The sequence below is a fragment of the Candidatus Methylomirabilota bacterium genome (assembly GCA_035315345.1).
Taxonomy (GTDB): domain Bacteria; phylum Methylomirabilota; class Methylomirabilia; order Rokubacteriales; family CSP1-6; genus CAMLFJ01.
The window spans coordinates 1-14,494 of sequence record DATFYA010000195.1 but is presented as its reverse complement, the minus strand read 5'-3'; the positions used below and the strand labels follow the sequence as shown (position 1 = coordinate 14,494).

At 70.8% G+C, this 14,494-nt stretch carries 16 protein-coding genes; 7 read left to right on the top strand and 9 right to left on the bottom strand.

The window, feature by feature from the left end:
• The 8 genes from VKN16_25470 to VKN16_25435 form a co-directional block, all read right to left on the bottom strand.
• On the bottom strand, positions 1-558 hold the full coding sequence (locus tag VKN16_25470) for a regulatory protein RecX (protein HME97572.1): 558 nt from the start codon (positions 556-558) through the stop codon (positions 1-3).
• A 5-nt stretch (positions 559-563) separates the two neighbouring features.
• Positions 564-1,775: a type IV pilus twitching motility protein PilT gene (locus VKN16_25465; protein ID HME97571.1), complete on the bottom strand. Its 1,212-nt coding sequence runs from the start codon at positions 1,773-1,775 to the stop codon at positions 564-566.
• Between the two features lie 13 nt (positions 1,776-1,788).
• The gene (gene recA, locus VKN16_25460; GenBank protein ID HME97570.1) at positions 1,789-3,903 is read right to left on the bottom strand and encodes a recombinase RecA; all 2,115 of its coding nucleotides are present in this window, start codon (positions 3,901-3,903) and stop codon (positions 1,789-1,791) included.
• A 104-nt stretch (positions 3,904-4,007) separates the two neighbouring features.
• Complete coding sequence (gene thpR, locus VKN16_25455) at positions 4,008-4,589, bottom strand: RNA 2',3'-cyclic phosphodiesterase (GenBank protein ID HME97569.1); 582 nt, start codon at positions 4,587-4,589, stop codon at positions 4,008-4,010.
• Positions 4,586-5,845, bottom strand: coding sequence for a nicotinamide-nucleotide amidohydrolase family protein (locus VKN16_25450; protein ID HME97568.1), 1,260 nt, complete (start codon positions 5,843-5,845; stop codon positions 4,586-4,588). The genes thpR and VKN16_25450 overlap by 4 nt, the downstream gene beginning before the upstream one ends.
• 7 nt (positions 5,846-5,852) lie before the next feature.
• Entirely contained in the window at positions 5,853-6,299 is a 447-nt protein-coding gene (locus VKN16_25445) for a phosphatidylglycerophosphatase A (protein ID HME97567.1), read from the bottom strand.
• Positions 6,300-6,321: 22 nt separating this feature from the next.
• Positions 6,322-7,632, bottom strand: a complete 1,311-nt coding sequence (gene rimO / locus VKN16_25440) for a 30S ribosomal protein S12 methylthiotransferase RimO (GenBank protein HME97566.1) — start codon at positions 7,630-7,632, stop codon at positions 6,322-6,324.
• Between the two features lie 37 nt (positions 7,633-7,669).
• Positions 7,670-7,882: a ribbon-helix-helix protein, CopG family gene (locus VKN16_25435; GenBank protein ID HME97565.1), complete on the bottom strand. Its 213-nt coding sequence runs from the start codon at positions 7,880-7,882 to the stop codon at positions 7,670-7,672.
• A 120-nt stretch (positions 7,883-8,002) separates the two neighbouring features.
• Here VKN16_25435 and VKN16_25430 point away from each other — a divergent pair, with 120 nt between their 5' ends.
• The 7 genes from VKN16_25430 (at position 8,003) to VKN16_25400 (ending at position 14,137) form a co-directional block, all read left to right on the top strand.
• Positions 8,003-8,536: a hypothetical protein gene (locus VKN16_25430; GenBank protein ID HME97564.1), complete on the top strand. Its 534-nt coding sequence runs from the start codon at positions 8,003-8,005 to the stop codon at positions 8,534-8,536.
• Positions 8,537-8,636: 100 nt separating this feature from the next.
• Positions 8,637-9,416 carry an energy transducer TonB gene (locus VKN16_25425; GenBank protein ID HME97563.1) on the top strand — a complete coding sequence of 260 codons (780 nt, stop codon included), beginning with the start codon at positions 8,637-8,639 and terminating at the stop codon, positions 9,414-9,416.
• 30 nt (positions 9,417-9,446) lie between these two features.
• Positions 9,447-11,561, top strand: coding sequence for a TonB-dependent receptor (locus VKN16_25420; GenBank protein ID HME97562.1), 2,115 nt, complete (start codon positions 9,447-9,449; stop codon positions 11,559-11,561).
• Complete coding sequence (locus VKN16_25415; protein HME97561.1) at positions 11,561-12,784, top strand: sialidase family protein; 1,224 nt, start codon at positions 11,561-11,563, stop codon at positions 12,782-12,784. Before VKN16_25420 ends, VKN16_25415 begins: the two co-directional genes overlap by 1 nt.
• Positions 12,781-13,179, top strand: a complete 399-nt coding sequence (locus tag VKN16_25410) for a copper resistance CopC family protein (protein HME97560.1) — start codon at positions 12,781-12,783, stop codon at positions 13,177-13,179. The genes VKN16_25415 and VKN16_25410 overlap by 4 nt, the downstream gene beginning before the upstream one ends.
• Positions 13,176-13,583, top strand: a complete 408-nt coding sequence (locus VKN16_25405) for a copper resistance CopC family protein (protein ID HME97559.1) — start codon at positions 13,176-13,178, stop codon at positions 13,581-13,583. Before VKN16_25410 ends, VKN16_25405 begins: the two co-directional genes overlap by 4 nt.
• Positions 13,584-13,615: 32 nt before the next feature.
• Positions 13,616-14,137: a hypothetical protein gene (locus VKN16_25400; protein ID HME97558.1), complete on the top strand. Its 522-nt coding sequence runs from the start codon at positions 13,616-13,618 to the stop codon at positions 14,135-14,137.
• Here VKN16_25400 and VKN16_25395 read toward each other — a convergent pair.
• A partial coding sequence (locus VKN16_25395) for a hypothetical protein (protein HME97557.1) occupies positions 14,127-14,494 on the bottom strand: 368 nt, incomplete at its 5' end. The genes VKN16_25400 and VKN16_25395 overlap by 11 nt on opposite strands.

The following is a 14,494-nucleotide window of genomic DNA, read 5'->3' as shown; positions in this document are numbered from 1 at the left end:
TTATACGCCGCCGTCCTCCTCGGTGGCGGGGACGTCGACCCCGCGGCCGGCGAGCAGCGTGGCGACCGCGTGACGAACCGCCGAGGCCGGGTAGCCACGGCGCAGGAGGTAGTCGGCCAGGCGGGCGGAGGCGCGGGCGGCCTGGCGACCGCGGAGCAGCGCGGGCAGCCGGCGGCGCGCCGCTTCGAGCGCGCGCTCGGCTTCGCCGACCTCCTCGAAGGCCGCCGCGATCGCCGCCTCCACCATCTCGCGCGGGATGCCCTTGGCGGCCAGCTCCTGACGGAGGCGGCGGCTGCCGATGCGACGGCCGCGCGCCCGCGCCTCGGCCCACCAGCGAGCGAACGCCTGATCGTCCACGTAGCCGCGGCCGGTGAGATCGGCCACCACGGCCTGTGCCACCTCGGCGGGGGCTCCCCGCCGGCGGAGCCGGCGGGTGAGATCGCGACCGCTCCAGGACTTGCGGGCGAGAAGATCGAAGGCCGCCAGTCGGGCGGCCTTCTCGGTCAGCGTCGGCTGCGGGCGCGGCTCCCCGGAACGGCGGGTCCGGCGCCCCGGCACGCGCGCTACGTCCGCTTGACGAACGGGCTCCGCGCGGCCGGACCGGGCGTGGCGCCGCTGCCGGTGAGGCTCGCCGGCTGGGCCGGCGGGGTGTGGGTGGCCGCGGTGCTGCTGCCCCCCGGGTGCTCCCACGTCATCTCGCCGGTGGAGAAGATGCCCTTCACCTTCAGGTCGAAGTCGTCGGGGTTGGTGGCCGCGTCGCGGGCGGTCTCGTACGTGACCAGCTCCTCGCGATACAGCTGCAGGAGCGACTGGTCGAAGGTCTGCATGCCGTACTGGGCGGTGCCCGCGGCGATCACGCTCGGAATCTGCGGGGTCTTGTCGGCCTCGCGGATACAGTCGCGGATGAGGCCGGTGGCGATCATGATCTCCACCGCGGGCACCCGGCCCCGGCCGTCGGCGCGCACGACCAGGCGCTGGGAGACGATGCCCTGGATGACCGAGGCCAGCTGCCCACGGATCTGCTCTTCCTGGTGCGGGGGGAACATGGAGATCATGCGGTTGATGGTCTCGGCCGCGTTCAGGGTATGCAGCGTGGACATCACGAGGTGACCGGTCTCGGCCGCGTGGAGGCCGACTTCCATGGTCTCCACGTCGCGGAGCTCACCGACCAGCATGATGTCGGGATCCTCGCGGAGCGCGGCGCGCAGCGCCTGGGCGAAGTTCATCGAGTCGTGGCCGATCTCGCGCTGGCTCATCACGCACTTCTTGTCCTGGTGCACGAACTCGATCGGGTCCTCGATCGTGACGATGTGGTCGTTACGGCTGCGATTCATGAAGTCGATCATGGACGCCAGCGTGGTGGACTTGCCGGAGCCGGTGATGCCGGTGACCAGGAGCATCCCGCGCCGCTCCATGGAGAGGCGCTCGAGGACCTTCGGCAGGTGCAGCTCCTGGAACAGCGGGATGCGCTCGGGCACGTGCCGGAAGACGCCCCGGACCTCGCCCATGGCCAGGAACAGGTTGCAGCGGAAGCGGCCGATCCCGGGCAGCATGTAGCCCAGGTCCATCTCCCGGCCCTCCATCAGCATGCGGAGGCGACGCTCGCCCAGCAGGCCCTCGGCGGTCTTGTCGATGAACTCCCGCGTGATCAGGGGCAGGTCGTCCTGCACCTCGAGATGGCCGTGGATCCTGAGGATCGGCTTGGAGCCCGACTTGAGGTGCAGGTCCGAAGCCTTGCGCTGTGCGGTCTCCGCCAGCAGCTGCTGCAGTTCCATCGTGTGCTCGCTCCTACTTGGCCGCCTTCTCCGGGGTCGGCGGCGGCGCCCCCCCAACGGGCTTGAGGCCGAGGGCGCCGCGGACTTTCACCTCGAGGTCAGCCAAGACCTTGGGGTTGTCCTTCAGATACCGCTTGGCGTTCTCCCGTCCCTGCCCGATCCGCTCACTCTTATAGGTGTACCAAGTGCCGGATTTTTCGACAACATTGTGCTCCGCGGCCAGGTCCAGGACGGACCCTTCCTTGGAGATCCCCTCCCCGTAGATGACGTCGAATTCGGCCTCCCGGAAGGGGGGAGAGAGCTTGTTCTTCACCACCTTGACCTTGGTCCGGACCCCGACCGCCTCGGTGCCGTTCTTGATGGTGTCCTGGCGGCGGATGTCGAGGCGAATAGAGGAGTAGAACTTGAGCGCCCGGCCCCCGGTGGTGGTCTCCGGGGAGTTGTGGACCACCACCCCGTTGGCCAGGTAGGTGTGGCTGCCCTCAACTTCGATGTCGAAGCGGTATGGCCGAATCCCGGAGGCGCGCACCGTCCGATCGGTGATCTCGACCGGAACCACCCGGAATCTGCGCCGGCTTTCCAGCGTTCCTGCCTGCGCCAGCGGTGACTGCCAGGCGAACCGACCTCGAAGCGTCGGGTGAAGCTTATAGTCCACCGACGGGTGCAGGTACGGCGCGATGAGTTCGTGTAAGCGCGCTGTCTGCTCTGAGCTGAACCAAAAGCCCCGGCGATCATCGCGCAGTCTCCCGATACCAAGCCGCTCGAAGGCGGCCATCACCCGCTCACGACACTCGCCCTTCAGGCTCTTGTTGTAGAGCACCGCCTTCCCCTTGCCCCAGCGGTCGAAGGAACCCATGAACGATCCATCATCCCCGTACCAGACCGCCAAGCCGCGGGCGTCAAGCCGTTCGAGCGTCGCCGCTCCCACTACGCGATGCCCATCCTCTCCATATAGTTCGCGACGCAAGTCGCCGAGCACGGCCATAGTGATGGTGCTGAACCCAAGCCCATTGGCGACGCGTCCAATCGGCCGGGCAAATGGTGAGAGCATCGCATGCTTCCACTCGAGGTAGTCCTTCTGGGAGTGCCCGTGCCCTACCCTGAAGTGAGCGCTGTGTCCGCCCTGCATCCGCAGCGACCCATCTCCCAAGCATCCGCCGAGGAGGAGTTGGTGCTGATCGTCAGTGAGCCAGTAATCCGGCATGTAGAACAGGACCTGATCACCGACGCGAAGCTCCCCAGCGGCGACCTCACCGCGCGGGGTAAAGACGAGGTGATTGGGAGTGGCGGCAAACCCAGATAGTCCGCTCTTCCCCCCATAAATGCGGAAATGGATGAAGTGATCGGTCCGTCCATTGTTGAACCAGTTGACAACGCGACGTGGTGATACTTTGCGAGTAATCGGATCGTATGAAAGCACTTCCACCGGCAAACGCCGACGGACGATCGTGCCGATGCGCTTGCGCGAACCATCCGCAAGGAGGACTCGGGTGTCCCAGTGCAGGCACCCGAACATGACCCCGATCTTCTCGCGGATCTGGTTGATGAAGATCACCGAGCCGCCGGAGCGGGCGATGGCGGCGGTGAGCTTGCGCAGGGCCTGCGACATGAGACGGGCCTGCAGGCCGGGCAGCGAGTCGCCCATGTCGCCGTCCAGCTCGGCGCGGGGCACCAGGGCCGCCACCGAGTCGATCACGATGACGTCCACCGCGTTGGAGCGCACCAGGGTCTCCGCGATCTCGAGCGCCTGCTCGCCGGTGTCCGGCTGCGAGATCAGCAGCTCGTCGGTGTTGACCCCGAGGTTCTTGGCGTAGACCGGGTCGAGCGCGTGCTCGGCGTCGATGAAGGCAGCGGTGCCGCCCATGCGCTGGGCCTCCGCGATGACGTGCAGGGCCAGCGTGGTCTTGCCGGACGACTCCGGGCCGTAGATCTCGGTGATCCGCCCGCGCGGAATCCCACCCACGCCCAGCGCGACGTCGAGCTGCATCGCGCCCGTGGGGATGACCGAGATCTCGTCGATGACCCCTCCCTGGCCCAGACGCATGATGGCGCCTTTGCCGAACTGGCGGTCGATCGAGGCAATGGCCAGATCCAGGGCCTGGCGGCGGTCGCTCTTCACATCAGCCATGTTCTCTCCTCACCGGCATTGATATGGGTCCGTCGGTTGCTCAGCACTGTGGTACGACGCGCACGACGCTGTCAAGGCCGAGAACCGGATACACCTCACCGTCTCTACGTCGGGGACAAGGCGGCGACGCGGCGAACGGAGTAGCGCGCCCCCTTCGGCGAGAGATCGCTCCGCATCAGCGCCACCTCGGTCACCCGCACGGTGCCGAAGCTGGTGGTCGCCGCCTTCGCGAGCGCGCCGCGCAGCGGCGGTCCCGCCTCGCGGCGCCAGCGCCGCTCGTCGAACACGCGTCCGATCGTGAGATGCGGATGCCACGCGCGGTCTTCCGGCGGGAAGCCGCGTCGGGCCAGCGCGTCGGCCACGCGGGCCTGCAGCGCCCGCGCGTGCGGGGCGCCCTGGGCGACGCCGACCCAGAGGATGCGGGGGCGCTCGAGACCCGGGAAGGCCCCGAGGCCGTGGAACGCGAGGTCGAGCGGCGCGCACCCCGCCCCCGCCTCCTCCAGCGCGGCCGCGGCCTCGGCCAGGCGCTCCTCGGTCTGGTTGCCGAGGAACTGCAGGGTGAGGTGGAGGTTCGGCGGCGGCACCCAGGCCACCGCGGTGCCGAGCGGACGGAGCGCCTCGATGGTGGCCGCGATGCGCTCGCGCAGGTCGTCGGGGAGGAGGATGGCGACGAACGAGCGGATCACGCCGGAGACGACAGCGCCCGGCGCAGCAGGTCGAGCGCGGCCTGCGACGACTGCCACTTCACGGTCTCTCGTCCGCCGGGGAAGCGGCAGCGGCGCACCGCGATGCGCGGCCCGTCGGTGCCGGGCACGGCCGCGGCGATGTAGACGGTCCCCACCGGCTTGCTGGGGGTGCCGCCGTCGGGCCCCGCGATGCCGGTCACCGCGATCCCGCACGGCGAGCCCGAGATGCGACAGATGCCGGCGGCCATCGCCTCGGCCACCGGCGCGCTCACCGCCCCGTGCTCGCGCAGCATCGCCTCGGGTACCCCGAGCATCTGCTCCTTGGCCTCGTTCGAGTACACGACCACGCCGCGCTCGACGTAGCGAGAGGAGCCCGCGATGTTGGTGAGCCGGTGCCCGACGAGCCCGCCGGTGCACGACTCGGCCATGGAGACGGAGAGCCCGCGCTCGAGCAGGAGCCGCCCGACCACCACTTCCATGGTGTCCTCGTCGCGGCCCCAGCAGTCGATGCCGAGGGCGTCGCGAATCTCTCGTTCAACGGGCGCCAGGGAGGCCTCCGCCGCGCTCCGCGACGCCGCACGGGCGCGAAGCTGCACCCACACGTCGCCCTCGACCGGCACGCAGGATACGGCCACCGCCGAATCGCCGCCGAGCCAGCGCCCGAGGCGCTCCTCGACCTCCGCGGGCGAGAGCCCGGTGGTGTGCAGCGTGCGGAGCACCGTGCTCTCCCCCGCGCCCTGCCGCTGTCGGGCCAGCGGGCGCAGGTGCGTGTCCACGAGCGCGGCGAGGGCCACGGACCCGGTAGGCAGCACGACGACCGCCGCGCGGTGGACCTCGAGCATCCAGGCCGGCTCGCCCGGACCGGGCCAGAGGGTCGCGCCCTGGGGCAGGAGCGCGAGGCGATCGAGGCGCCGCGGCATGGCCTGGCCGCGCCGGGCGAAGTCCTCTTCCAGCAGCGCCAGCAGCTTGTCGTTCAGCGCGAGCCGGGCGCCGGAGAGGCGCGACAGCGCGCGCCGCACCACCTCGCCGCTCGAGCCGCCCGGCTGCGCGAGGACGACCACCAGCGAGGCGGCCTCCGCCGCCCCGCGCAACGCCTCCTCCACCGCCGCCTCGTCGTCGTCCACGATCTGCCGTGAGGCCACCGGCACGCCCTCGGCGAGCAGGGCGCGCGCCACCATCAGGCCGGCCGGGTCCTCCGCCGTGCCCAGCCGGGCCGCGCCGACCGTGACGACCCAGGCCCGGCTGCTCGGCGTCACGGTGCGCTCACGCGGGGACGCCGAAGAGCGTGCGCGCGCCCATGACCAGGATCAGCGCGTAGAGACCGGCGATGAGGTCGTCCACCATGACGCCCATCCCTCCGCTCAGCGCCTGGCTCTCGCGCGCGGGAAACGGCTTCCAGATGTCGAACACGCGGAAGAGCAGGAACGCGGTCACCAGCACCGGGATCGAGCGTGGCAGCCCGATCACCGAGAGCAGCATGCCCGCGACCTCGTCGATCACGATCACCCCGGGATCCTTACGCCCGAGCACCCGCTCGACGCGCGAGCCCGCCCAGAGGCCGACGAGCGTGACCACCACGAGGGTCACCAGGAGACCGAACGTCGTCCACGGCAGGAGCCAGATGAAGACGAGGGTGACGAAACTGCCGACGGTGCCCGAGGCGATCGGAGCGTAGCCGGCGCCGAAGACGCTGGCCGCGAGAAAGGCCACGCGGTCCAGGCGGCCGAGGGGCTTATTCCCCGACGAGCTCGTAACCGTCTACCTCGACGATCGAGACCTCCGCGAAGCGGCCCGGAGTCAGCCGTCGGTCGCGCAGCAGCACCACGCCGTCGATCTCGGGCGCCTGCCCCGCGGTGCGGCCCTCGAAGGGAAACGCCGGATCCGGGCTCGGCCCGTCCACCAGCACGGTCTGGCGCGTGCCGTAGAGGACCTTCTGCCGCGGCCACGCCAGCCGGTCTTGAAGATCCTGCACCTGCTGCGCGCGCTCGGCCATGACCTCGGTGGACACCGGATCCGGCATGTCCACCGCCGGCGTGCCCTCCTCCGCCGAGTAGGTGAACACTCCGAGCCGATCGAAGCCGGCTTCCTCGACGAAGGCGAGCAGGTTGTCGAACGCGGCCTCGGTCTCGCCGGGGAAGCCGACCAGCACGGTCGTGCGCAGGGTCACCCCGGGCAGCGCATCGCGCAGCCGGGCGATGAGCTCGAGCATGCGCCCGGCGGTGACGCCGCGGCGCATCGCGCGCAGGATGCCGTCGTCGCCGTGCTGCACCGGCATGTCGAGATACGGCACCACGCGCGCGCGCTGCCACTTCGCGATCAGGCGCTCGGTGACGTGCGCGGGATGCAGATACATGGGCCGGATCCAGGGCATCGCGGTGCCGGAGAGGGCCAGCAGCAGGTCGCCGATGTCGCCGTTGCCGGAGAGGTCGCGCCCGTAGGCCAGGGTGTCCTGCGAGACCAGGATGGCCTCCTGGATGCCGCGGCGGGCCAGCCCCTCGACCTCGGCCACCACGTCGTCCAGCCGGCGGCTGCGATGACGGCCGCGGAACTGGGGGATCGCACAGAACGTGCAGCCCATGTCACAGCCCTCGGCGATCTTCACGTAGGCGTACGGCACCCGGGAGGACAGCAGCCGCGGGGTCTGCGCGTCGTAGAGGTAGCCGGGCGGCGCCTGGCTGACCCAGGCCTGGCGCCCGTCCGCCTGGTTCACCAGGTCGACGATGCGATCGAGCTCGGAGGTGCCGAGCATCGCGTTGATCTCGGGAATCTCCGACCGGATCTCGGCGCCGTACCGCTGCGTGAGGCACCCGGTGACGATCAGGGCTCGCGCGCGCCCGCGCTCCTTGAGCCGGGCCAGCTCGAGGATGGTGTTGACGGATTCCTCACGGGCGCGATCGATGAAGGCGCACGTGTTGACCACCAGGCAGTCGGCCGTCTCCGCCGCGTCGGCGATCTCGTGGCCGGCGCGCGCGAGCATGCCCAGCATCAGCTCGGAGTCGACCTGGTTCTTCGGACAGCCGAGGGTCGTGAAATGGACTTTCATGGCGAGCAGTTATGATCCCACAGGGCGTCGGGCGCCGTCAACGAATCGACCGGTCGCCGCTCACATCAGACGCTCGCCGGTGGCCGGTACGAGCTGTCACCAGTTCGGCGCGGAGCAGATCCCGCACGAACTCGCTGCGATTGCCGTAGCGGCGATCGGTGCGCAGCCGGTCCAGCACGCGCATCAGCGGATCCGGGAGCGAGACGGAGAAGCGCGTGGAGGGGGCGCGCCCGCCCTTCCTGCGGCTCATGGGCTCTCCTTGTGCCGGACAGCGGACGATCGGGCCGATCATGCGGCAGCGCCCGGACGGGGGCAAGGGCCCGGGGAACCGCGATTGACCATGGATGGTTGATTGGATACCCTGCCACCAATGCGTCGCCTTCGAGCGCTCGCGCTGATCCCGATGCTCCTGACGGTGCTCGCCGTCCTGGCGACTAGCGGACCCGCCTCGGCCCACACCGCCTCGCCGGTCGTCGCCGAGGTGCTGCGGATGTCGGCGCCGGAGATCCGGCCCGCCGCCGAGTCCGGTCCGATCGGTCCGGTCACGCCGGTCGGCCCGTCGTCCCTGCTTCTCGCCGCGATCGTCCTGGGCGCGCTCGGGCTCGAGAGCGCGCGGCGTCACCCGCGGCGCGCGCTCGTCCTGGCTCTGGGCCTCCTCCTCGCGATCTTCGCGTTCGAGAACGGCCTGCACTCGGTCCACCACGGCTTCGACGCCAAGCAGCACGGCGAATGCACCATCGCGGCGGCCTCTGCGAATCTGTCGGCGGTGTCGGTCGACGGGCTCCTCGAGGCCTCCGTCGTCCTGATCGCCACCGCGCCGACCGCCGAGTTCGATCCAGCCGCCCCGCCGGCGCGCCTGCTCGACCCGCACCAGGGCCGGGCCCCTCCGCTCGCTTCCGCCTAGCTCTTCGTCGTCGTCCCGCGCTCGCCGCGGCTCGCCGCCGGCGCTCGTGGGTCTCGAGCTTTCGGATTCCAACTCTGGCACAGGCGGAGGAATCTTTCTGGTGGGCGAATCGCTCCGATCACGAGGGGTGACGGTGGGGCTGTCGTGCCTGCTCCATCTGGGGCTCGCGATGGCGCTGGTGCTCGGTCAGCACTGGGTGCCCGTCGCGATCGCGGTGCGCCCGCCCGAGATGCCCGTCCACCTGGTCACGCTGGACACGGTGGAGGAGCCGAAGATCACCCCGCCGACGCCTCAGCCTTCCCCGCCGCCACGCATCCGGCCGCCCCGGGTGCTCGAGACGCCGAAGCCCCGCGAGGCGCCGCCGGTCGTGGAGGCGCCGGAGCCCGCGCCACCGCCGCCGGCTCCCGTCGCACCCACGCCGCCGATCGATCCGCCGCCGGCCGCGAGCGTCCCGGAGCCCGCCCCCGAGCCTTCGATCTCGGACGCCGCCGCACCGGGTCCGCCGCTCACCACCTTCTCGCCGCCGACCAACGGGACGCCGGCTCCGGTCGCGCCGCCCGCCGCCGCGACGACGCGTACCGCCATGGCGGTGCCGCCCGGCGTCACCCAGTTCGCGCGGCCGCAGGGCGGCTACCAGGTGAGGCCAAGCTATCCGGCCGCCCCGCGCCGGCTCGGCATCCAGGGCACGACATTGCTCCGCGTGCACGTCCTGGCGGACGGGCGCATCGGCGAGGTCCTCGTCGAAAAGTCCGGCGGCCATCCCGACCTCGACCAGGCCGCCACCGACGCGGTGCGCGCCTGGCGCTTCGATCCCGCCCGTCGCGGCACCGAGCCGGTGGCCATGTGGGTGCTGCTGCCCGTCGAGTTCCGGCTCAAGTGATCTCGCCCTCGCGGTAAGGAGACCCGATCGATGCCCTTCGTCCTGCTCGTTCCGGTGCTCGCGTCCTCCGCCGTCCTCGTGGCCGCGGTGGCCGCGTCCGCCCAGAGCCAGTCCGCCCCGCCCGTGCTGAGCCCGGTGATCGTCGAATCGAGCACCCTGCCGCCCGAGCGCACGCGCAGCCTGGAGCAGGCGCGCGAGGAGATCGAGCGCACACCGGGCGGCGTCGAGATCGTGCCGCAGCAGACCATCCAGGAGTCTCGCGGCGCGAACCTCAAGGACGCGCTCGACTTCGTGCCCGGCGTGCTCATCCGTCCGCGCTTCGGGGCCGCCGACGAGAGCCAGTTCTCGATCCGGGGCTCGAGCCTGCGCAACAACTTCCACCAGCGCGGGATCAACATCCTGATCGACGGCTTCCCCTACGGCAACGCCGACGGCTTCAGCGACTTCGAATCGCTCGAGCTGCAGACCACCAAGCACATCGAGGTGTACAAAGGGGCCAACGCGCTGCGCTTCGGCGGCAACACCCTGGGCGGCGCGGTCAACCTCGTGACCAAGACCGGCCGCGACGCCGGCCTGGTCGAGAGCTTCGTGGAGGGCGGATCCTACGGCTTCTTCAAGGGCTACGTCGGCACCGGCCAGGCGTACGGGCCCTTCGATCTGTACGCGAGCTTCAGCGACACCGAGCTGCAGGGCTACCGGGACCACAGCCAGCAGACGCGCTATCGCGCCTACGGCAACGCCGGCTACCAGCTCTCGAACGGGGCCACGCTGCGATTCGATCTCGGCTTCGTGCGCAACGACGAGCAGCTGCCGGGCGCCCTGACCCCCGAGCAGTTCCGGCAGAACCCGCAGCAGCAGCAGCCGGCGACCCGGTTCGCCAAGGAGGCGCGGCGCTACGACTACACCCGGGGGGCGGTGACGTTCCGCACGCCCCTCGGCGCCGACCAGGCCTTCGAGTGGTCGACCCAGCTCAACTACCAGGACCTGGACCACCCGCTGTCCTTCGCGGTGATCGATCAGACCACGTACAGCTACAGCACCGAGGCGCGCTATCTGCTGTCCGCGCCCCTGCTCGGCCTCGGCAACCGCTTCGCCGCCGGCCTCCAGTTCTTCGGCACGAACCAGAACGACGCCCAGTTCCAGAACCTCAACGGCGATCGGGGCGCTCGGATCAAGAACCAGGTCAACATCACGAACACGTTCGGCATCTACGCGGAGGACCAGCTCGACGTGGTGCCCACCGTGGCCGTGGTGGCGGGCGGACGCCTGCAGGTCACCGACGACCAGGTGCGCGACCGCTTCCTCTCCGACGGCAACCAGTCGGACTCCACCACCTTCTTCGGCGCCTCGCCCAAGGTGGGCGTCGTCTGGCGGGCCGCGCCGACCGTCCAGGTCTACGGCAACGCCAGCCGCGCCTACGAGCCGCCGCTCATGCTCGAGCTGACCGCGCCTGGGCAGATCGGCGGCGATCTCTCGCTGCTGGAGGCGCAGAAGTCCTGGCAGTTCGAGGTGGGCACGCGGGGCACCTGGCGCGACTGGGTGCGCTGGGACGTCTCGGTCTACGACATCGAGCTGTGGGACGAGATCCAGAACGTCAACGTCCAGCCCTTTCCGGGCGCGCCCTTCACGATTCCCCGCTTCCAGAACATCGACCGCTCGCGCCACACCGGCGTCGAGGTCGGCGCGGACGTGGTGGTCGTGCGGGACATCGCCACGCGCCTGGGGCTCGGCCGCATGGGCGACGCGCTGCGCGCCCGGGTGACCTACACCTGGTCGCGCTTCGTCTTCGTGGACGACCCCGTCTTCGACAACAACGACCTGCCCGGCGCCCCCGAGCATTTCGTCAACACCGAGATCCGCTACGACCACGCCTCGGGCTTCTGGTTCGCTCCCGGCGTCGAGATCGTCCCCCGCGGCTACTTCGTCGACAGCGCCAACACCACCCGCACTCCGTCCTATACGCTGGTCAACGTGAAGCTCGGCTACGAGTACAAGCCCTGGAACCTGGGCCTCTTCTTCGAGGGCCGCAACCTCGGCGACAAGCGTTTCGTCTCGGCGGTACAGGTGGACGACGCCAACCGCAACTACTTCTTCCCGGGCGACGGGCGCGGGTTCTACGGCTCGGTGGCGTGGAGATGGAAGTGATGCGAACGCTCCTCCTGGGCGCGCTGGCCGTCGGGCTGGCCGCCGGTCCCGCGACGGCCGCCGATCTCACGCTCGGCCCGCGGCTCGAGTACAAGCACGTGACGCAGGGGCACGAGTTCCACTTCTCGGGGGCGGCGATCGCGGCCGCGCCGGACAGTCGGCCTCTCGTGGCCTGGGCCTCCCAGGAAGGCCAGGCCAACCAGCTCCATCTCCTGCGCGCGGGCGACGGCGCGGCACCGGTGCGCGTGAGCCCCGACGGGCTCAGCGTGGAGGCGCTCCACCATCCGCCGCGCCTCGCGGTCGCGCCGGGCGGTGAGGTCTTCGTCTCCTGGTCGTCGGAGAAGCCAAAGCCCGAAGGCACGCTGTTCGCTTCCGATCTGCAGCTGTCGCGCTCCCTCGACGGGGGCAAGACCTTCGAGACGCCGCTGCGGGTGAACGAGGACCGCCCGATCTCGCACTCCTTCGATGGCCTCGCGGTGGCGCCGGACGGCACGCTGCTGGTCACCTGGATCGACGGCCGGGAGGGCCGGCGGGACCCGGCCACCTGGGTGGCCCGGGTGGTCGAGCGCGGAACGCGGGTCGAGAGCACCCGCAAGGTCGGCGACGACACCTGCGTGTGCTGCCGGGTCGACGCGGCGGCGGGGCCGCGCGACACCGTGGCCCTCACGTGGCGGCGCGTCTTCCCGGGCGACATCCGCGACATGGTGATGGCCGTCTCGCGCGACGGCGGGCGGTCGTTCGGCGACCCCACCCTGGTGAGCGCCGATCGCTGGAAGATCAACGCGTGTCCCCACCGCGGTGGGGCCATCGGGCTGGACGCGCGCGGACGCATCTACATGAGCTGGTATACCGAGGGCACCGACATCCGCCCGGACCTGCGCTTCGCGATCTCCGAGGACGGCCGGCGGTTCGGGCCGCCGCGGCGGCTGCACACCTCGGCCACGTCCATCCCGGACAACGCGCGCATGGCGGTGGATCCGGCCGGCCGCGCGGTGGTGGTGTGGGAGGAGTCGACCGCGGTCCGCCGGCGCATTCTCCTGCGCTACACCGCGGACGGGGGCAGGACGCTGAGCCCGATCCACGTGCTCTCCGGCGCCATCAAGGCGTACCAGCCCGACGTGGCCTTCGCCCCGGACGGCTCCTTCCTGGTGGCCTGGCACGAGGAGCAGTTCCCCTTCCTCAAGACCGTCGTCCAGCCGGTCCGCATTCCGACGGCCCGATGAGCCGCCGAGCGGTCCGACTCGCGCTGGCAGTCGCGGCGGGTATCATCTGGGCATGCGGGACCGGCATCCTGCCGGCGCAGGGCCACGCCATCATCCTCGAATCGGAGCCTCGGCAGGACGTGACCGTCGCGGCGCCCAAGCGGCTCGTCCTGCGCTTCAACAGCCGGCTCGAGAAACCGCTCTGCTCGGTGCAGCTGGTGGGCGGCCCGCGCCAGCGATCGGTCGCCCTGCTGCGGCCGGAGGCGGACGCGGCCCCCGATACCCTCGCCTACCCGCTGCCGCCGTTGGAGCCGGGATCCTACCAGGCCCGCTGGAAGGTGATGGCCGCCGACGGACACGTGACGGAGGGCGCGGTGCCCTTCACCGTCACGGGTTCGACGCCCGCGCAGAAGTGAGCCGGCCCAAGCCCTCGGCCGGCCGCGCCGTGTGCCGGGCGGTCGCGGCGCTCGCCGGCGCGCTCCTGGTCGTCGCGGCAACTCAGCCGGTGCAGGCGCACGCGGTGCTGGTGCGCTCGACTCCGTCGCACCGCGCGGTGCTGGGCCAGGCGCCGGAGCGGGTGGATCTCTGGTTCAACGAGCGGCTCGAGCCCGCGTACAGCACGGTGACGATCTGGAACGTGGCGGGCCGCCAGGTCGACGAGCGCGATGCGACGGTGACCGCGGACGACCCGCGCCGCCTGACCGTCACGTTCGCCACGCGGGTCGCCGGGCAGTACACCGTCAAGTACCGCGTGCTGTCGGTGGACGGCCACATCGTCGACAGCTTCTTCACATTCACGGTGAAAGGACAACGGCAATGACGACATCCTTCCGTCGGATACGCCCGCTTCTGGTGATGGTCGTGACCGCGGCCCTGGTCGGCCTGGGCGCGGCGGCCGGCTGGGAGCTGGTGGGGGCTCAGTCTCACATGCACATGCATTCGCACGACGGCACCATGGACCAGGGCGGGTGGTACCTGAAGCTGTCCCCGAACGCGCGGGTGGCGGCGATCGAGCGCCAGTTCAGGGGATTCGAGACCACGATGGCCGAGGTGTCGTACCGGTACGGCGAGATGTACTTCGGCGCGCTCGACGGCAACTGGGGCTACGCCGAGCACATGGCGGGCCGGATGAACGACGCGTTCACCACCGGGCTGGAGCGGCGGCCCCAGTTCCGGAAGAACGCGGACGCGCTCTTCCTCAAGACCGCCTATCCGCAGGTGATCGAGGCCATCAAGGCGAAGGATCTCGCCCTGTTCAAGCAGCGCATCGAGACGATGCGGGCCGCGTGCACGGCGTGCCACGCGGCGGAGCAGCACCCGTTCATCAAGATCGGGGTGCCGACCGTTCGCCGCAACCCGGTGGTCAACGACTGACCGGGGCGCGCACGCCGGCGATCGCGGGGCCCGCGTGCTCTCCCATGGGGGCGCGTTCTCGGAGGTGATGCGCGTGCCGGGCCGGCGTGGATTCGGTCAGGATCGCGGTGCACGCGAAGACGAGCAGCGCCAGCACCATCTCCCGGGCCAGATAGACGGCCAGTCGGGAGGGAGCGCTCCCCGGCGGGATCTCCGCCGCGCCGAGCAGCACCGCCCGTCCGCGCCCGAATAGCCGCTCGAGAGCGCCCGACCGGCCGGCGGGGAGGCGCGGTAGCACCGTGTAGCGATTGACCGCGCCCCACCAGGCCAGGCCCAGCACCAGCAGAACCTTCGCGATCAGCGCGCGGCCGTAGACCG

Coding starts and splice junctions, on each gene's coding strand:
- VKN16_25465 (HME97571.1), bottom strand. CDS start 1,775: ATGGAACTGCAGCAGCTGCTGGCGGAGACCGCACAGCGCAAGGCTTCG.
- recA (HME97570.1), bottom strand. CDS start 3,903: ATGGCTGATGTGAAGAGCGACCGCCGCCAGGCCCTGGATCTGGCCATT.
- rimO (HME97566.1), bottom strand. CDS start 7,632: ATGAAAGTCCATTTCACGACCCTCGGCTGTCCGAAGAACCAGGTCGAC.
- VKN16_25435 (HME97565.1), bottom strand. CDS start 7,882: ATGAGCCGCAGGAAGGGCGGGCGCGCCCCCTCCACGCGCTTCTCCGTC.
- VKN16_25430 (HME97564.1), top strand. CDS start 8,003: ATGCGTCGCCTTCGAGCGCTCGCGCTGATCCCGATGCTCCTGACGGTG.
- VKN16_25420 (HME97562.1), top strand. CDS start 9,447: ATGCCCTTCGTCCTGCTCGTTCCGGTGCTCGCGTCCTCCGCCGTCCTC.
- VKN16_25415 (HME97561.1), top strand. CDS start 11,561: ATGCGAACGCTCCTCCTGGGCGCGCTGGCCGTCGGGCTGGCCGCCGGT.
- VKN16_25410 (HME97560.1), top strand. CDS start 12,781: ATGAGCCGCCGAGCGGTCCGACTCGCGCTGGCAGTCGCGGCGGGTATC.